Consider the following 20022-nt stretch of genomic DNA (forward strand, 5'->3'; position numbering starts at 1 on the left):
GCGTAAACGGAAAGGCCGGCAGCCGTGCAATCGGTGACCGAAAGCCTGCTTGAAATTTATCTGCGTCCTGACGGGAATGGTTTACGGGAACGCGGAGCTCCGAGAACCTCTGTCCACAGCACAGCTTTACGCAGTTCTTCTGATGTCGGATTGGACAAGTCGGATCCGGTAAAAGTCTGTGCTGGCCGGATATCGTAGGCTTGTGCAGCCTTGGAATTGGCGTTTCCTGATCCTTTGGCCTTTTTCGGTTCCATACGTTCCAGACCGCCCTGATCGCTCTGATGCTGATGAGACTTGTGATTATTCAAGCGCCGCTCGATCTCTTCGTTCATTCGCTGCGAAGCTTCCGCAAGCGTAGACGGAGAATTTCGTTTCTGCCGCGAAGCTCTCGCATCGGCAAGAGGACGGCTGGGCGCTCTTCCTGTCTCAGCAGAGGTAGGGACTTCAGAAAACGGCGATCTGCGAGCCGGCTCGGGACGCTGTTCAACAGCCCGACGCTGAACCGGTTCAGGCCGCGGTTCGGAGACCCGACGCTGAGCCGGATTGCCGTTTGAGGCACCACGTCCGCCGAACGGTTCGCCACCTCCGCCTGGCGGTTTCGCTCCCTTTTTGCTAAATACGGAGAGCAGGGCGCCCGCGATGATCACGACGATAAAAAGGTTGTTCATGATCCATTCCAAAAATGGGGGCATATGATCCGCTCCTGTTCTGCCGTTTACTTATTATGGTCCTGGTCTACGTGCGTCACATTTGTGCCGCCAAGCGAACCTCTCATGTCTGTATCGGCTTCGATATTTTTCATGTTCAGGTAATCCATGACGCCAAGATTGCCGTTGCGCAGTGCTTCTGCCATAGCGATCGGCACTTCGGATTCGGCTTCGACAACTCGAGCACGCATTTCGACAACTCGTGCGTTCATCTCTTGTTCTTCGGCTACCGCCATCGCGCGGCGTTCTTCGGCTTTCGCCTGAGCGATCCGCTTGTCGGCTTCCGCCTGCTCGGTCTGCAGGAAGGCACCGATGTTTTTGCCCACATCCACGTCCGCGATATCGATAGAGAGAATCTCAAATGCCGTACCGGCATCCAGACCTTTTTCAAGTACAGTACGAGAAATCAAATCCGGATTCTCAAGTACCTGTTTGTGCGTATCGCTGGAACCTACTGTCGTAACGATACCTTCGCCGACACGAGCAATAATCGTTTCTTCACCTGCACCGCCGACCAGTCGATCGATATTGGCACGTACCGTTACACGAGCGATAACAACAACTTCGATACCGTTGCGCGCAACTGCGGAAACGTTCGGTGTTTCGATAACGCGTGGATTTACGCTCATTTGTACGGCCTGCAGTACGTCACGACCTGCAAGATCGATCGCTGCAGCACGTTCGAATTCCAATGGAATATTTGCACGATGCGCCGCAATCAGCGCATTCACTACCCGGTCGACGTTACCACCTGCCAAATAGTGACTCTCGAGCTGGTTGATCGTCAGAGTGAGACCGGCTTTGTGCGCCTTGATCATCGGATTGACGATTCGAGCCGGCGTAACGCGCCGCAGGCGCATAGCCACAAGAGTGATAATGCCGATGCGCAGGCCGGAAGCCAGCGCGGAAATCCAGAGCGCCACCGGGAAAAAGCTGAAGAAAATGCTCAAAACGATAATGCCCACCACTATAATAAGTAGCGGAGTAATCCAAGTTGCGTCTGCTAACATATAAGTACCCCTCCAAATTTGCGGTTCGAACCGCCCAGGCAAAGCAGTGCCTTCCCCAACGGTTCAAACGCCATTATGTCGTTCCGTTTCTTGCCGTAATGCCCAAAGACACTTGAAAACGAAGCTTGCTGCCAGCAGCGGGTTAGATCGGTTCGATTGGTCCCAAACCGCTGTTCCATCTCTCCTGCACGACGACTCTTCCGCCTTCCGTTTTGACAATAACGACTACTTTGTCGCGCTCAATAAATCCGCCTTCGCTGACCACATCGATTCGCTCGCCGTCAACCAATACCGTTCCTGAGGGACGAAGCGGAGTCAATGCAACCGCATCGCGTCCGACTAACTCATGCCGAGTGACCGCCGAATTGTAGCCAGCTTCCGATGTCAAACTGTCTTTTAAGATGAAGCGATTCCAAACGCCCCGCTCCTTAAAGACCAAAACGACAATCCCGACCGCCACAGCGGCCAATATGAAAGCAATCCCCAGCGTTTGCAAGGCGTGCCCTGTTGCCCATGCCGCCATAACCACTCCTCCTATTAGCGAGCCCGCTCCAAGCAGACCCAGAATCCCAAAGCTCGGAACGAAAATTTCCAATGCCATCAGGATAATTCCCGCTGCGAACATCAGCCATACGTAAGGTCCGACCATTCCTGAAAACGTACTTCCAAAAAAGTATAGTACAAACGCCGACACTCCGAGCACTCCCGGGAAAATAAGTCCCGGCAAAAGCAGCTCGATCACCACTCCCGCAAGTCCAATAAACAGCAGCAGCGTAAGCATGACCGGAGTTGTGAGGAAGCCGGCAATATTGCCCAACATTCCCTGCGCAGGTAGCACTTGGGCCGAGCCTGATATTCCGGCGGCAGATGCCGTTGAGACAAAGGACGTACAGACAATCAGCGGAATACCCACCAACCAGACAATACTCCACAATGCCGTTGCCAGACCGATCCACCACTTGGACCGCGCTTGTGTATTCATCGGGTTTCCCTCCTTCTTTCGAATGGTTTCACCATGCAGACAAAACTTTTTGTCGTTCCCCTCTGTTTGCGATAAGGAAAAAGCATCTCACCCATAGTATACGCGCTTTCAGCCGCAGCGTTTCAAAAAAATCCCGTTCTTCTTGATTTTTTTTGAAAAAAACGACAAAAACACCCTTTCCGTATAACGGAAAGGGTGTTTGTTTCGATCGTTTATTGCAAGTTCTGCTGAACCACTTGGTTGACCAATTTCCCGTCTGCGCGTCCTTTGACTTTTGGCATCAAGGCCGCCATGACTTTGCCCATATCGGCTTTAGAAGAAGCACCGGTTTCCTGGATGGTCTGCTGTACAATGGCTTTTACTTCTTCTTCGCTAAGCTGAGCGGGAAGGTATTCAGCAACAATGTCGATTTCGGCTCTGAGAGTCTCGGCCAAATCTTCACGACCTGCTTTTTCAAACTCCTGGAGGGCATCTTTGCGCTGTTTGATCTCACGACTCAGAATTTCAAGCACTTCTGCGTCATCCAAAGTTCGCTTCAAATCGATCTCTTGATTCTTGATCGTTGCGCGAATCATTCGTATGGTCGAGAGTTTGAATTTATCTTTACTCCGCATGGCTTGCTTCATATCTTCGTTCAATCGTTCGCTAAGATTCATTGATAAACAAATCCTCCTACTAATGATGTGTTTTCAGCCGGAATCAGCAAAAGACGCCAAGACACATCAAAAGATGATGTGTTTTCAGCCCAAAATGAGCAGAATACGCCAAAACACACCGAAAAACGATGCATTTTCAGCCGCATATTCGGCATGAAAACCCTAGCACACATCTAAGCGATGTGTCAGGAACACATCTTAGAACTTTCTTTTGCGAGCAGCCTCAGACTTTTTCTTACGCTTTACGCTAGGCTTCTCGTAATGCTTGCGCTTTTTAACTTCCGCCAGCACGCCGTCTTTTGCGATCGAGCGCTTGAAGCGGCGAAGAGCAGCATCAATAGTCTCATTCTTGCGAACTTTAGTTTCAGACACCAGTTTCCCCTCCCTCCGACCAGACCGTCCAAGAGCATAACACGGTTAATCAACTTTCATTATAGGCGAAAATTAAAGTCCATGTCAATGGTTAGAAAAAATCTGTATGGATACAAAATTGTGTGGAACCGATCACAGAACCGGCTCAAGCGGCTTCAACCGACAATATTTTCGAAACACAAGCGGTCCTCCGTGCCTTTCTTAAGCATGTGAAGCAGAATTTCCCGTTAAAGCGCCAAGTTTGGCACCGCCAAGCAGATGGAAGTGCAGATGCGGAACAGTCTGGCCGCCGTCGGCACCGCAGTTGTTAATAAGACGGTAGCCGCTTGCAGCGATACCCAGCTCCTCTGCCAACTGCACAGCCACGTGATGGATTTCGCCGATTACCGCCAAATCTTCTTCGCCAATCTCATTCAATGAAGGAATCGGCTTCTTCGGTACAATCAGTACATGAACCGGAGCCGCCGGCTGAATGTCATGAAAAGCATAAATACGCTCGTTTTCGAACACTTTCTGGCTTGGAATGCTGCCGTCGATAATTTTACTGAAAATTGTCTCACTCATCTCGGTTCCTCCTTGGCTGTCCGGCGTTCGGCATGGCACTTTGATGACCGACCGATCCGCTGGATTTTCCATATTGGGATTATTGGGACGTTGGATCTTGTTTCGTATGTGTATGTTGTCCTTATTCGCCTTATTTATTGTACAAATAAAAAAACAAAAAAACAAAAAAAGAAGCACCCTGCGAATCCTAGTGGAACTCGCGCATTTGAACGGCAATCTCAGTCAGATTCAGAAAACCTGAGCTAAATCACGGATCTGGGTGCTTCTTATCGAATGTCGGCTAACTGTATGATAACAGCCGTTTGAAACTGTCTCTGTGATCCAAGTCACGCGGCAGGGTCTACATTTTTTCCAGTACCACTTTGGAACCCGCCCCGGCATGATCCGCAGGCTTGATCACAAGTCGGCGCGGCAGGCGGGCGCGAAGTTCCTGCACATGGCTGATAACGCCAACCGCCAGCCGATCATTATGAAGATGCTCTAATGAAGTGATAACAGTGTCCAAGAGCTCGGGATCAAGCGTACCGAATCCTTCATCCAGGAAAAAGAACTGCAGCGGATATTCGCCCCGAAGCTGAATCTGCGCCGAAAGCGCAAGCGCGAGCGACAATGAGGTCAGGAAGGTCTCGCCTCCCGACAGTGTAGACACCGGACGGCGCACACCGCCGTTGGCATCGTCGCACACGACAAACCCACCCCCGGAATCGACTTCGAGCGAATAACGCTGTTTGGTCAGGAAGCGCAGCCGATTAGAGGCCGTACGACTGATTTGAATCAACTGCTCTTCGGCGACATACTCGACAAAAGCATTGCCGCGGAAGCAGCTTTGCAGTTTGGATAATCTCTCCATTTCGGCAGCCGTTTCGGTTCGCTTCTGCTCCAGCTCATTCCAGCGTTCGTGTCTTGCAGAGATGTCTTCCAAATCACGGTGTGCCCTTGCCTTTCCGGCCAGTGCTTCCTCATCAAGTCTGCGGGCTTCTTCCAGCCTGGCCGTATACGCATTCCATTCTTCTTCCGACACGTCTGCACCATCCAGCAGCTTTTCCAATTCGCGCAGGCGAGCGGTAAACTCGCTCTTCTGCTCCCGGTGAGCTTGAACAAGCTCCTCAGATTCCTTGATCTCGCTCTCGTCCATACGGGCGGCCTCCGCTTCTTCCGCAGCCGTAAACAATGAAGCCAAGAGCAATTCGTCCCAACCTTTTTTTGCCGATTCGGCATGTTCAGCAGCTGAAACCGCTGCCTGCTCCGCGGCCGCAGATGCGTTCGCGGCCGACTGCCACGCTTCGCGGGCCGCTTCAAGCTCTCGCCGTGTTCTCTCTACTTCTCCGCGCAGCTGTTCAAGTTTTCCAGCTGTCTGCAGCAGCAGCTCCTTCACGGAAGCGCCGCCGGCGGCTGAGCGCAGGCGAAGTTCTTTTTCCTTGAGCAGTTCTGTTCGTCCTTCCAATTGGGCGGTAAACTGCACCAATCCGCGTTCCGCTTCGACTGCCACTTCTTCAAGCGACTTCAGTGTCTCTTCCATGCTTCGAATGACAGGAATGCTTTTGTCCAGCCGGCGCTTCAATTCCTCCGCCTGGCCGTCGCGACGACGGATATCTTCGCGACGCTGCTCCAGATCGTCCCGGCGAATTCCAACGAACGAAGATTTCCAGCGCTCTTCCGCTTCCGTCAATCGGCGCTCCAGCTCGCCAAGACGCTCTTCGGCGCGTACCCGCTGGCGCGAAGCGCCGTCAAGACGCGCACGCGGCGCCTCCGCCCCCCTGGCAGCGGCGGCGTGAGCGCGCTCCGCCTCGCGCGCTTCCGCTTCGAGCTGCGCGGACTCGCGCTCGAAGCGCTCGGCCAAAGCCTGCAGGCGGACATATTCGTCCGCGCAGGCCTGCGGCGAAGACAGACGGCTCGCGGACTCAAGCGAGCCGTCTGTCGGGACGGCCGATTCGGCGGCCGTCCCGGGAGAACCCGGCGCCTGCGACTGCGTCAGCTCCTCGCGCAGGCGCCGGGTCAGGGCTTCGCTGCCCTGGCGCAGCCGGGCGGCGGCGAGACGCAGTTCGCGCGCTGCGCTCTGCAGCGTGCGCAGCGGCTCTAGTTCCGCCGCGGATTCGACGGCGGAAGGATCATCCTCCGCCGGCAGCGGATGATGCACGGCTCCGCAGACGGGGCAGGGTTCCCCGTCTGTCAGAGCGTGCGCAAGCTCTGCGGCCATCCGGCGTTTGGCCGATTCCAGTCCGGATTGTTCCAGCCGGGCCTCCTCGGCTGCTGCGGATTCAAGCAGTGCGGAGATCTGGGCATCGAACCTGCCCAGGTTTTCCGCATGAGCGACACATAGATCCGCGACCCGCTGCAGCTCCGCTCGGCAGGCGCCTTCCCGTTCCCGGCCGGCGGCAAGCTCCGCTTCGGCTTCCCACTCCTGCCGCCGTGATTCCTCTAAGTCCCGTCGTATGTCGGGAAGCTGGTCCTCCAGAGCGGCAATTGCATCCGCAAGCCGGCCTGCTTCTTCTAGCTCCGTCCGGTCTGCGCTGCGCACCTCACAGCCGTTCAACTGCTCCTGCAGCTCCGCGCGCAGTTCATTTGCCTTATCGAGCTTGCGCCGAAGATCGCCGGCTTCCTGACGGGCTCGTTCAAGACGCGATGCCGCTTCATCGCGTCCGCGCTCCAGACGCTGACTTTCCTCACGCAGCGCCAGCAGCTCGCTTTCCAGCTGCAGTGCCTGCTCCAGCTCTGTCGTACGGCGCATCAGTTTCGGCTCTTCGGCAGAAAGCGACTCACGCGCAGCGTTCTCCGCCGAAGCAGCTTCGTCCGCACGTCTTCGCGCTTCATTCAGTGTTTCCTTCAGCCTTCCTGCTGCGGCGGCCAGCTCTTCCGAGCGAATCGATGCCGCCCGGAAACGCTCCAGCGCCGGCAGTAGTGCTGCCGATGCCCGCGCGCGTTCCGTACGCATCTGCAGGCTGCTGATGAACGCTTCCCGGCCCTGAAGTTTTTCCAACATCGCAATCGTTTCCCGGCGCTCTCCCGCCCGTTCGCGTACACGTGACAGCCGAGCATGCTCTTCGGCCACCGCATCCAACTTCCTGCGAAGCTGATCTGCCGCTTTGGAAGCTTCGGCGAGCCTTGCCTTCGCTTCCCCGACCGCTTCCGCCGAAGCGAGTCCAAGACCCTGCTGTTCAGCCTCGACCATGCGCAGCGATCCTTCGGTGTCCCGCGCACGTTTGTTCAATTTTTGCACCAAACGGTCGCCGTACTGTTCCAGATGGAACAACCGCTGCAGCATCTGCCGGCGGTCGCTGCCTTTCAATGACAGAAACTCCGCGAATTTACCCTGAGGAAGCACAACCGCCCGGGTAAAATCGTCCATTTTCAGACCGATCCGTTCTTCGACCGCTTTCGTCACTTCCGCCAATTTGTCGGCGACGACCTCGTCGCCTTCCGGCTTAACCTCGATAAAGCGGCTCAACGTATTGCTGACCGACACTTCGCCAGTACGCTTGAAGCGCCGCTCCACCCGGAAGCGCCGCGCACCTGCGGACGATTCCAGATCGAATGTAAAAGCGACATACAAAACGTCTTCCGAATGGTTCATGATGCCCTGTGTGCCTCCGTAGGCGCGTTCCACTTTGCCGTACATGGCGAGTGTGATCGCGTCAAGTACGGTCGATTTGCCGCTTCCTGTCGGACCAAAGATGCCGAAGAGCCCTGTTTCACACAGTTCGGTAAAGTCGATTTCCTGCACTTCCCGATAACTTTGCAGTCCCGATAATTTGAGTGTGATCGGCTTCATTCGGCGTCTCCTCCTTCCCCGGTTCCCTGTTCTTCGGCGGCAAGTTCCATAAACAGCGATACCAATCCTTCATCTGGCTCCGCGCCGCCTGTCTGCCGTCGATAAAATGTCTTGAACAATTCATGCATCGGCTGCCGCACTCTCTCTTCCGGCAGATCCGCCTGCTCAAGCTGTGGATAGACCGGACGGATATGTACAAGTCCGTCGCAGGATCGGCGCAGCGATTGGATATCGCCGAGCGACATCGCTTCCGTCAGCGTAATTTTCAGGTCGATGAATGCGCCGGCATCCCGGCCTTCTTCTAACCAATTGTGCACCTGATGCAGTCCTTCCTTCGCATTCCATTCCACAAGCTGTCGGCCGCAGGACAAATAAATTTCTTCAAGCTTCGGTTCTTCGCCTGGTGCAATGTCCATCAGCATGACCGACTTGGTCTGTCCCGCTTCAGAGAAACTGTAAGAAATCGGTGAGCCGCTGTAACGAATAACGCCTTCGCCCTTGACCTTCTGCGGTCGATGCAAATGTCCGAGCGCCGTATACTGTGCTCCGCAGGAGAGTGCCGACGGATCGACCGTATAGGCGCCGCCTACTTGAATCGGACGTTCCGAATCGCATTCCAAGCCGCCCAGCACATAAATATGGCTCATTGCCAAGTTAACCGTCTTCGGCGAAAAATCGGCTGCCAGCTTGCGCATAAGCAGTCCGACACGCTCGCTGTACGCGCGGCGCAGCAGACCTTCATCCGTTCCGTCCAGCGTCAGCAGTTCGTTCAACCGCGCTTCGGACGGGTAAGGCAGCGCCGCGATCACCGCCCGTTCTCCTGTTTTTTTCACATCCAGCGTCAGCGCTTTTTCCGTTGGCAGACCTACAAGCGAGATCCCGCTGTCCCTAACAAGCGGCAGAACCGACGCTACCCGTTCCGGATGATCGTGATTGCCCGATATGGCTGCGAACAAACATCCCTCCGCACGAATTCGGGCAGCACTTTCATAAAAAAGCTGTTCGGCCGCAGCGGGAGGATTGACCGTATCGTACACATCGCCAGCCATCAGAATCAGATCGACTTTTTCCCGCCGAACGATATCGACCAATTCATCCATAAACTTTTCTTGTTCTTCAAAGCGGCTCCGGCCCTCCAGCGTTTTGCCCAGATGCCAGTCCGCCGTATGCAGCACGCGCATGTTTCGCGCCCCTCTCTATATCGATCGCACAATCGCGAAATAAAATTCAAAATAACTACTTATCATAAATTCAGCCGGCCCGCTTGCGAGCCGGCTGAACGATAATCTGACAAATAAATCGGGTTTGAAACTTTTTTCATTATTAAACTATTCTTACTGGCCTTCGGATTTTGCCTTACAGCTGCACGCCTTCCCCGGCATCGAAAAAATACAGCCATTTTTCATGAACAGGCTCGCCGAGCATTTCCTCGACCGCCCGCGCGTAAAAATCGAGCTGGAATCGGTAATGGGCAGCCAATTCAGCCGTTCCGCGGCCCGGCTTCAACCGATCGGTCTTATAATCAAGCAAAATCAATCTTCCGTTCTCTCGGAACAGGCAGTCCACCACACCCTGCACAAGCACTCGCTCACCAGGCAAAGACTCCAATTGGATACGGCTTCCGTTTCCGGCAGCCGCCGCAGCCCCATCAGGCGGCCAGGCATTCGATGCTCCGCCTTGAACGGGCAGCACTAGCGAACCCAGCTCTTCATCCGCGCCTACGCTAGTACTGAACGGCAGTTCCCGGCGCAGCCATTCCGCAGACACTGCACGGCGGCCGATTTCGCTTCGAACAAAGCCGGCGATATCAGTGGGATTCACTGTGTCGGCCTCTACCTGCAGCAGAATATTTTTGCGAACAAGCTGTGCCAGCGTCTCCGCAGCTTCGACCTCACCTGTATCGTGATGCAGAGGAATATGCTGCATCAGCGTGTGGTACGCCGTTCCCCTCTCCGCTCCGGTCAGACGGCTTCGTTCCATAAAGCGCGGACGACGAAGCTGTAATGTCGAACCGCCTGCGACTTCGCGATGGGTCTCGACCGCACCTTCATCGTCATCCAGTCCGGCAAGACGCCTCGCGGCTTCCAGGGCATCGGCCGCCGGATATTCATCGCCGGCAAACCTGGACTTGATTTCTGTAACTGACGTTTTGGCGGCAGCTCTACCAGCTGCTGCATGCGGATAACGCCAAGCAAAACAGTTCGCTACTGATCCGCGCCGACCGTAATCTTCTACCCGTTCGCCGTCCAGAATCGCTTTCAGCCGCTGAATTCGCTCGGCATACAGTTCTTCTTCGGCTTCCCTTTCCGCCGCCGACTCGGCATCGCCGCTTCGCACGGAAAACGTCCAACCGTTTCCATGTTCCGTTATCAAGGCGGGCGCTCCCGTGTCGACCAGCGACCGCAGCTTTTCCGCTCCAGGTTCGAAAATCAAAGCGGGACCGATCCAATCCATATACGAACGGGCTTTGGCAAGTGTATAATCGGCAATGCCTTCAGGACCTCCGGCCGACTGCATCCACGCGGCGGCTCTCTTTGTCAGATCTTTGACCGAAGCCGTAAGAATCATCTTGTCGCGCGGACGTGTCAGCGCGACATACAGTACTCTCATCTCCTCCGCCAATAATTCCATATGGGCCCGTCTGCGAATGGCAAGCGCCGGCAGTGTCGGATAACCGACCCGGCTGTCTTCGTCGACGAAGCGCGGGCCGAATCCCAATTCCTTATGCATCATGAATGGAGCGTTCAAATCCTGCATATTGAAGTTTTTTGACATCCCTGCAATAAACACAATGGGGAACTCCAACCCTTTGCTTTTGTGAATCGTCATGAGACGTACCGAATCGTGTGAAGCTTCCGAAGGAGCTTCGGACAGATCGCCACCGTTGTTTTTTAGTCGTTCAACAAAACGCAAAAAGCGGAACAATCCCTGGGCAGCCGTCGATTTTTCAAATTGTACCGCCCGATTGTACAGCGCAAGCAGATTTGCCCGCCGCTGCGTTCCTCCGGGCAGGCCGGCTACCCAGTCCGCGTATCCGGTCTCGCGATACAGCGTCCAGATCAGTTCACTGAGCTCTCCGCTTCTTGCCAAATTGCGCCAGCGTTCGAGCGAGGATAAGAAGCTGTTTAATGCAGCGGCCAGAGAAGAATCGATCATCGGTTTCTGTTTCTCTCCGCCAGGACGAACCGCCGAGTAGGCTGCAGCCGGATCGCCGGTAAAGTTTTCCGTTCCCGGCTCACTTTGCCCCTTTTTAATCCCAGACTCTACTCCCATCCCGCTTTCTTCTCCGGTCTGTGCCGCGCAGCACACCGCATCGTAATACGACATCCGCGGGCCGCACAGCCGAATCTGCGCCAGCTGATCTTCGGTAAGTCCGATGAGCGGGGAACGCAGCACCGAAGCAAGCGGTATATCCTGCTGCGGATTGTCAATGATATTCAGCAGAGAGATCATAATCTCGACCTCGGTCGCTTCGAAATATCCACGAGCGGCATCGCCCATTGCCGGAATACCGGCCAATCTCAGCTCCTCAATCATCATTGGTGCCCAAGTGCTCGCCGAGCGAAGCAAAACAACGATATCTCCATAGACGGCAGGACGAAGTCCGCCTGCAGCTTTGTCGTAAATTTGCAGCGGTTCATGTCCGTGAGCTTGCCCGGTCAGTTCATGAATACGCGAAGCGATCGCACGGGCCTCCAAACGAGCGGTCTCGATCTCGGCAGCTTCTGCTGCCAGACCGTTCTCAGTAAGTTCATCCATGTCGGAGATTCCCGCAACACCCCCGCGTTCAATTAGCATCATTTCAGGTGCATATTCAGCATGCTTAGCTTCCGGATATGACAGTGCTCCGTAGGCAAGCTCGGCCCGCTCATCGTATTCGATCTCAGCGACCCGTTCGTTCATAATGCGGCGAAAAATGCCGTTGACGGCTTCCACGACTTCGATGCGGCTGCGGAAATTCCGTGCCAGATCGACGCGAAGTCCACCCTGTGAGAAATCGCTGCCGTATGAACGGTATTTCTGCAGGAACAGCCCCGGCTCCGCCAAACGGAAGCGATAAATGCTCTGCTTGACGTCGCCGACCATAAAGCGGTTGCCCGCTCCTTCGCGAGCGATCAGGGATACGATCTCCTCCTGTACGGAGTTGGTATCCTGATATTCGTCGAGCAGCACTTCGTCGAAGCGTTCTCTATACTCCAGCGCCGCTTCAGAAGGTACAAGACGCCCAGGTGCCGAAGAAGGATCACGTAAAATTTGCAAGCAGTAATGCTCAAGGTCGGAAAAGTCGACCATTCCCCTCGTTCTCTTCGCTTTCGCATAACGTTTTCCGAATTCAATGGTCAGCCCTGATAGCTCTTCCATCAATTCGGCGGACTCGTGCAGTTCACCGAGGAAAGTTTCCGGAGGGCGGCCAAAATAAAACTCCCGAATATCCGTCAGCTCTTTTTTGGCCGCATCGCGCAGATCCTTCACCTGCTGCTGAAGCTGCGGATCGCATTGATCTTTGCGGACCGACTTCAGTTTACCAAACGAGACCGACTCGAATTGTTGGTAAAGAGACTGCCACGGTTCGTGCTGCGCCGCATATCGCAGGCGGCGCAGCATATCAAGTTCGCCCTGCAGCGTTTCCACATAAGGCGTCGGACCATCCGGTAGCGAAGCCGTTTCAAGAGCGCGCAGCAGCAAGTTTTCTGTTCCAGCCAGCGCCATGCGCGCGTCGGCAAGCAGACTGCGTGCCCAGCTCGTCTCTCCCATCGATTCCGCATCGGCAACCCGGAATTCGGCCGCCGAATCCTGCAGCCACCGTTCGGGCCACGGATGGCTTCGCGCAAAGTCGTACAGACGCTGCACCAATGCAAAAGCCGGATCGTCGGAGCGTTCTCCTCCGAACCAGTCGATCAAGCGTCGAAACAGACGTCCGTCTTCTTCCAGCGCATACTTTTCCTCAAACAGTTCTTCCAGAATTTCTTGACGCATGATCTCACTCTCATGCTCATTGGCAATCCGGAAAGCCGGATCAAGCGGAATACGCGTATAATGACGGCGGATCACTTCCAGACAAAACGAATGCAGGGTCGTAATGGATGCCTGCCCAAGCAGCGACAGCTGACGCCGCAGATGTTCGTCCTGCGGACGCTGCGCAAGTTCCTTGTTCAAAGCATCGCGAATCCGCTGCCGCATCTCCGAAGCTGCCGCTTTGGTAAAGGTGGCAATCAGCATCCGGTCGACACCGGTTCCGCCGGCGGGATCGGTTATTTTGCGGATAATCCGCTCAACGAGTACAGCCGTCTTGCCCGAACCGGCTGCGGCGGCGACCAGCATATTGCCTCCGGAAGCGGCGATTGCTTTCCATTGATCGTCGCTCCAATGGCTGCCCGCCGGTTTGTCGGCATAAGTCATTCCCATTTATCTGCTCTCCTCCTTATCGTCATCTGCGTCCGCCTCTCTGAACATGTCCCAAATTTGGTCTTTTCCCGGCTTGTTCAGATGGTTGTAGCCGGAATTGTCCAGACTTTCGTCGAACTGACAGACCGAGTGGAACGGACAAAAGTCGCAAGCTTTCTCCTGCTGGATCCGATATGGACGCGCTTCGGATTCGCCATCCGTAATCCGTCGTCCAATCTTTTCGATATTACGCCGTACGCCTTTGAGCAGCGATTCCCACTGCTGCGGATCAGCTACGGCCGAACTGCTGTAGAAGCCTCCGTCTTTTTTCACGGCAACCGGAATCACAGGTGATTGGCCGCTCGACAGCGAACGGTCCATTTTGAATACGACGTCCGGATCGGCGAGTACAAGCCCTTTCATTTTGAAGCGCTTGAGCATCTCCTGCGCCGCAGCATCCCTCGTCATGCCGTTGGCGGAAGTCAGCAGCGGATTCTGAACATGGAAGTACAGCGTACCCGCAGGCAGAGCCGGAGCTCCAATCCACTCTTCCGCATGTGTCAGCAGTACGTCCAGATACGTCAGCATCTGCAGCGACAGTCCATAGTACACTTCGTGCAGCTTCAAGTCTTTCCCGCTCGACTTGTAATCAATGACCCGCAGCAGCAGACCGTCTTCCCCTTCGGCTACGTCGACCCGGTCGATTCGGCCCACAATCTCCATCGTACAGCCGTTTCCAAGATCAAAACTCAGTGCCGGAATATCTTTGCCGGGACCGAAGTCGACTTCGATGCCGAGCGGTTCAAAATCGCCTCGCCGGGCTTGCTCGCCCAGTATAATCGATGCGCGTCCCACAATATCCATCAGCTTGCGCGAAATATAGCCGTAACGGCTTGTACTGAACAGGATTTCGCCCTGCAGTCTCGGCGCAATCTTGTCTACTGACTCTCTTGCCTGCGCCAGACATTCCTCGGTAGACAGAGAAGCCCAGCTGCGGTTCTCCAACCTTAGCCTTGTCGCAATATCGCTAAGCGCCGCGTGGAACAGCTGTCCGATATCCGGTGCATTCAGCTTATACAGCTGGCGCTCCTTCAGCTTCAATCCGTGCGAAGCAAAATGCGAGAACGCGCAGGCTGTGAATTTCTCCATGCGCGACACGCTTGAACGCAGGTTTCGCCCGTACAACTGTATGCTCGTTTCTTCCGTCAAGCGATCCGATTTGTTCGTGTACACAAGCGAAGCCAGCCGGCTGCGCAGCAGAGCGTCCCATTCCGGCTTTTCCTGATAGGCGCCGAGCACGTCCCACCACAGCGAATCCACTTCTCCTCCCGTTTTCCACAATCGAAGCTGCGCCAACAAATGCGGGAGCGTGGCTTCCGGCAGCGTAACGAAACGGCTGTATTCGGCAGACACCATGCCGGGACCCGGCAGCCCTTTTTCCCGGCGTTCGCCGATAAACGGAAACGCCGCGCGCAGATCGAGCACAATCTCCGACGGAAGCAGCGGCTTGTCCTCGTCGTCGCTGAGTGCATAACTCAGCCACAACTTGTGCGAAGCACTGGTCAACACATGGTAGATCAGCAGACGCTCATCCAGCATTCGCCGCTCCGAACCCGGCGACAATTCAAGCCCGCTCTCGGCCAGACGAATCCGCTCCGGTTCGCTCAGCAGTCCGCTCTGCCCGGGAGGCAGAGGAATAATGCCGTCATTAAGCCCCAATACAAAGGCATACTTGATATTCAGCGGCCGCGTACGTTCCAGATCGCCCAGCAGCACACGGTCCAGCGCCGGAGGAACAAGTCCCAGCGTCAGACCGGCAATTCCCGTTTCGAGCATCCCGGCAAATTCCTCGGCAGTCACTTCTTCCGAATCGATCAACTCGGCAATTTGATCCAGCAGATCGAGCAGCGCGCCCCAGATCTGCCGATGCACATCCGCAGCCTGAGGATCACCGGCTTCTGCCGCCTCGTGTGCCATACGGTCGAGCCGCTGCGGCACTTCCGCTGCTTCCAGCATCCGATACACGGCTTCGCACATTCCTCTGGCTGTTCCGGCTCGTTTTAAAGCCCGCTCAAATTCGGCCAGCGGAGCGATAATCCGGGCACGGCAAGCTTCCAGTCGCGCCATCCTAGATACTGATTCTTGTCGATGCTGGCTCTCTTCGTCATCGAGCGACAGCTTTGGTGCTTCGCGCCATGGACGCCCATCCGTCCAACGCGTTCCGCGGATTCCGGACGCCAGCACGAAGTTTTCCAGTCGATCCATATCGTCACGGGTAATATCGCCATCTTCGGGAAGCAGCAGGTCGGTCTTCACACAGCGGAATACATCTTCATAACGCCAATGATACTGCACGACATCCAGAGCGGCTCGCACAAATTCCGCCAACGGATGATGCAGTACGCCTTTGCGCCGGTCGGTAAATACGGGAATACCGTAATCTTCGAACACGGGTGCCAATACGGATTCGTAATCGTCCAGATTGCGCACGAATATCGCCATATCGCGATAGCGGGCTCCCTTTTCCCGGGCCAGACGCAGCATTTCCCTCGCAGCGGCATCCGCTTCCGCACGGCGATTGTCTGCTGCATGCAGCGTAATGCCGGGTTCTCCGTCGACATTCAACCGTTCTGTTTCGCCAATTTCCTGTCCCGCACGCTTCTTCCCGCGAAGCTCCCTTTCGAGAATCCCCAGCAGAGGACTTGCCGCAAATCTCGGAAGCGGTCCTTGTTCTGGCAGATGTATTTCGACCTTTCGGTCCAACGCCTCAGCCAGCTTGATCAGCTTTCGATAGGTTGTAGCCGTCTGATGGAAAAGATCCAGATCCCCGGGCTGCTCGCCCCCATCGTAAGGACGATCAAGGGTCAGCGAACAGGCGACCGATTGTGCCGTACCCAACAACCCTCCAATGACTTCAAATTCGCGCGGCGTAAATCCGTAAAATCCGTCGATCCAAATCTCCGCTCCGCGTACAAGAGAAGATTCTCCAAGCTGCTGCGTCAATCGAATCAGCGTATCTTCCGAATCGACATACAATTCTGACAAACGGCTTTCAAAATCCCGGTATACCGGCAGTGCATCTTCCAATTTCTCGCGAAGAAGCGGTGAATGTCCGGCCGAGACCAAATCTCTCATATGCTCCTCAAGCGTACCCGAATCAATCTTGTAGCGCTTCAGTTCCGTATACAAATCATTCAGCTTGGCAATAAAACCGGGCTGTTCGCTCGATGCGCCAAACAAACGAAGATTGGATCTTTGTTCTCTGAGCAGACGATAAAGCAGCATACGCTTGCCTTCGTCACCGATCGCCGTCAGCGCCGAACCGCCTGTTTCCTGCATCACCCGATAAGCGAGCCGGTGAAAACTCAGCACCTGCGCTCTCAGGCTACCGCTTCCTCCATTTCCGGCAAACAGCTCGTACTCCGTTTGAAAAGTCGACTGCTCTGGTACGATCAGCAGCAGCGGCGGACCGAGCGGATCTTCTTTCATTTTAGTACGAATCTCGTCCATGATCCGGCTTGTTTTGCCGCTGCCGGAACGTCCGAGGCGAATTTGTAACGTCATCGGCCCATGGCCTCCTTGTTTTAAAATTTTAGCAGTATTTCATTATATACAGTATACCTGAACTCATCGAACAGAAAAAGAACATTTGTTCCCAATATGATAAAACCCAGCTTCGTTTAGCTTTTTCCAAGCTCTGTATAGAATATCTAGAGCCGCATAAAGCCCACAAAGATTGGAGGGACTACTCCTAAAACAACTTCTTCAAGCCATAATCAATCATTATCGCCTTTAATTACGTACCTGGCCCAAGATCTCGGTCCTACGAAAAACTTTTTCATAGTAAAAATGATTACGAACCAGAGATCAAAGTAGAAATAAATTTGTGTAAAATTTCGCTAAGGAGTATATGTGCTTTCTAAAAGTCGTTTAACTCAGTTCCTAACAATTTTATTGCTATTTTTCATTGACTTATTCTCTTTTTCTTATTCTTTTAATTTAAGCTTATTTTTTTATCCACTTACTATTAAGTACATTGGCAAACTCACATTTGCATTCTTTTATATTTAATACTAAAAGTTTATTTAATTTGAATTTATCAAAATTCCAGGAAACAGGAAAAGTCCTGCCTACAAACGAATAGGCTAGGACTTTTAAAACCGATTAATTGCAAAGTGAAATATATTTCCTTGAAGGAATAGAAAAGTTCATGGTCGAATCCTGCCAGAATGAAGTTACCACGTCACCCTTACAAAGTTAATTCACCACAAGAGCTAAGCCTATTGTAGCATAAAGAATTAAAACTCTTGTGCAGCCAATAAGTAGGGATTCCGACTATATAAGGCAAACGATGATTGTTTAAAAGGAGCTATTGGTATTGAGTTTGAACGTAATTGTAGAGCAAATCTTTTTTTCACCAAGCCATTAAGATGCAAAACAAGATCTCTTACTCACTTTGACTAATAATAAGTTCCGAAAATCCAGGTTGAAAGTTTATGTACCAATCGTCTCTACACTAACTGTGGTAATTTGAAGTAAGAATTCGTTAATTATAAGTACCTAGCATGCAACATTTATTTGATCGCTAACTAGTTCACTCAATTTAAAATTCATTAAAAATAAAATCAAATATTATTCAGCTAATAAGAGAGTTTCATCCTTCATAAGCTTTTTGTTTTCTTCAGCTATACGTTTTTCTTTTTCTTCAGCTGCGTATTTCTTTAAAATCAGTTCCGAAAACAATTTGTCATATTCCTCTACTCTTTTTATTTCAACGAATCCAGTACTAAGTAGAGCTTGTTCTTCACGATTAATTATTTTTTTGAATAAGGTTTCTACTTTTTTATATGCTTCAACATACTCCTTTGATTCAACACCTTCGTTATAATTCTCGCGTAATATTTCGTGAATTACTTGTGTTTTTTTGGCATTAGAAATATCACCAATCCCCATAGCATTCTCAAAATTTGATATTGAACCAAAAATCCTTATATTTTCATTAGACTTAAGAGCAAATATATTTTTGCAATTTGTTAATTGTGCTTTTAATGTGGTCGAAGAGTGCTTACTATGATTGTCTATATCGTGTAATAAATCATACTGAGAATTAAATTGATTAAGAACTTTCATCAAAGTGACAATTGTTGCTTTCCCTCTAGCACGTATTATATGAATATTATGATTATTTTCCTTAGCAAGATGCTTAAAGGCAATATATTCAGTATCACCCTCAACAATAATTACTTTGTTTGCAAAGAAAAATTCATTCACGTATGAATCAATATAATTTAATATTTTCATATTTATAATATCGTTTTCATCAAATTGATCATTTACAGATTGAAATAACTGAACCGCTTCTTTTTCACCAATACGAAAAACTTGTATAGATGTGTGTTTTTCGGACAAATCTATGAGTACTGGGGAATGAGTTGAAATCATTAGTGGCATTGTTCGACCTATTTTATATAGTGAGCGACTTAATGCTCTTACAGCTTCGGGATGAAGAAATGCTTCTGGTTCATCTATTAATAGCAATTTGTTCTCATCGTCACCCATCAGCTTTTTTTCAATCATATTCTGAATTAAATATATTAAACTCATTCTTTGCAATCCTGTACCCTGATTTGATAAAGGCATTCCTATTTGCTTACTGCTACTTATAGAAACACTTGAACTGGTTGATTTGAGTATATCTGACGCTGAAAAACCTACACTTTCCCCGCCGGTAACATCTAAGGATAAGTGTTCGTTCGAAAAAAGCATTTTTAGATTTTGCGAAACGTCTTTACTTACATTCTTAAGTATTGTGTCTGTGTTTTTCTTTATTTTCCTTAAAAAAGTCGGATAGGATTCCCTTAATTGAAGATATTCCTGAGCTAACAAGTGAAGTTCTTGTTCCTTTTCAGAATCGCCTTCAAATTTTTCGAGTTTTTGTAAGTCACCTTTTAATATCTCGGAATATATATTTTGAATCAGTGCATTGATATCATCAGGCAACATAGATGGAGTTATGTAAAAAGGCTGATTGCTTAGAACTTTATCCAATTTCTCTTTCAATTCATGTCTTCCCTTAATTTCATTACCATTTTCATCATAAAAAGCAGGCGCACATTCAGATTTATATTTTTTTATAAAAATATTTTTTTCATCGTCAGAACCAAACTCCGCCTTCAGAACTATTTCTCTATCTTTATCAGAAAAACAATCATTGGGAATAGTCTTTGCTTTAGTTTCTTTCTGAAAAAAACAATTAATCGACTCTAATATAGTAGACTTTCCTGTATTATTTCTTCCTGTCAAAATAATAATTGAATCATTGGAAAAATCTATTGTGAAAGTTTCTTTGAAAACCTTATAATTTGTTACACTAAAACTTAAAAGTCGCATCTCTTATATTCCCCCTTTAATTTAGTCAATAATACCATATATCATCCCTTTTATAATAGCGAACTAAAAAATGTAATATTTATCGGAATATTTTTCTTGAAAACTACTACTCACTATGCCACTTTTCAGTTAAAGTTCAAGAATAGTTTTAAAAGTAGGTTCTCTCTAGATTTCCAATACATTATTT

At 51.5% G+C, this 20022-nt stretch carries 11 protein-coding genes; all 11 read right to left on the reverse strand.

Annotation, left to right across the window (positions count from 1 at the left end; all coding sequences use genetic code 11):
- Nucleotides 1-56 precede the first annotated feature (56 nt).
- Nucleotides 57-692 carry a hypothetical protein gene (locus tag F456_RS0104005; protein WP_018975717.1) on the reverse strand — a complete coding sequence of 212 codons (636 nt, stop codon included), beginning with the start codon at nt 690-692 and terminating at the stop codon, nt 57-59.
- Nucleotides 693-715: 23 nt separating this feature from the next.
- A complete protein-coding gene (gene floA / locus F456_RS0104010) occupies nt 716-1717 on the reverse strand; it encodes a flotillin-like protein FloA (protein WP_018975718.1) in 1002 nt (333 codons plus the stop codon).
- 142 nt (nt 1718-1859) lie between these two features.
- Nucleotides 1860-2699, reverse strand: a complete 840-nt coding sequence (locus tag F456_RS21710) for an NfeD family protein (protein WP_018975719.1) — start codon at nt 2697-2699, stop codon at nt 1860-1862.
- Nucleotides 2700-2911: 212 nt separating this feature from the next.
- Nucleotides 2912-3355, reverse strand: coding sequence for a GatB/YqeY domain-containing protein (locus F456_RS0104020; protein WP_018975720.1), 444 nt, complete (start codon nt 3353-3355; stop codon nt 2912-2914).
- Between the two features lie 198 nt (nt 3356-3553).
- Nucleotides 3554-3727, reverse strand: a complete 174-nt coding sequence (gene rpsU / locus F456_RS0104025; RefSeq protein ID WP_005547957.1) for a 30S ribosomal protein S21 — start codon at nt 3725-3727, stop codon at nt 3554-3556.
- Between the two features lie 201 nt (nt 3728-3928).
- Nucleotides 3929-4291: a histidine triad nucleotide-binding protein gene (locus tag F456_RS0104030; RefSeq protein WP_018975721.1), complete on the reverse strand. Its 363-nt coding sequence runs from the start codon at nt 4289-4291 to the stop codon at nt 3929-3931.
- Nucleotides 4292-4631: 340 nt separating this feature from the next.
- Nucleotides 4632-8060, reverse strand: a complete 3429-nt coding sequence (locus F456_RS0104035) for an AAA family ATPase (protein WP_018975722.1) — start codon at nt 8058-8060, stop codon at nt 4632-4634.
- Nucleotides 8057-9241, reverse strand: coding sequence for a metallophosphoesterase family protein (locus F456_RS0104040; protein ID WP_018975723.1), 1185 nt, complete (start codon nt 9239-9241; stop codon nt 8057-8059). The genes F456_RS0104035 and F456_RS0104040 overlap by 4 nt, the downstream gene beginning before the upstream one ends.
- A gap of 175 nt (nt 9242-9416) precedes the next feature.
- On the reverse strand, nt 9417-13466 hold the full coding sequence (addA, locus tag F456_RS0104045; RefSeq protein WP_018975724.1) for a helicase-exonuclease AddAB subunit AddA: 4050 nt from the start codon (nt 13464-13466) through the stop codon (nt 9417-9419).
- Entirely contained in the window at nt 13467-17009 is a 3543-nt protein-coding gene (gene addB, locus F456_RS0104050; protein ID WP_018975725.1) for a helicase-exonuclease AddAB subunit AddB, read from the reverse strand.
- A 1068-nt stretch (nt 17010-18077) separates the two neighbouring features.
- On the reverse strand, nt 18078-19835 hold the full coding sequence (locus F456_RS0104055; protein ID WP_018975726.1) for an ATP-dependent nuclease: 1758 nt from the start codon (nt 19833-19835) through the stop codon (nt 18078-18080).
- Nucleotides 19836-20022: the final 187 nt, after the last annotated feature.

The sequence above is a fragment of the Saccharibacillus kuerlensis DSM 22868 genome (genome assembly GCF_000378145.1).
Taxonomy (GTDB): Bacteria; Bacillota; Bacilli; order Paenibacillales; family Paenibacillaceae; genus Saccharibacillus; species Saccharibacillus kuerlensis.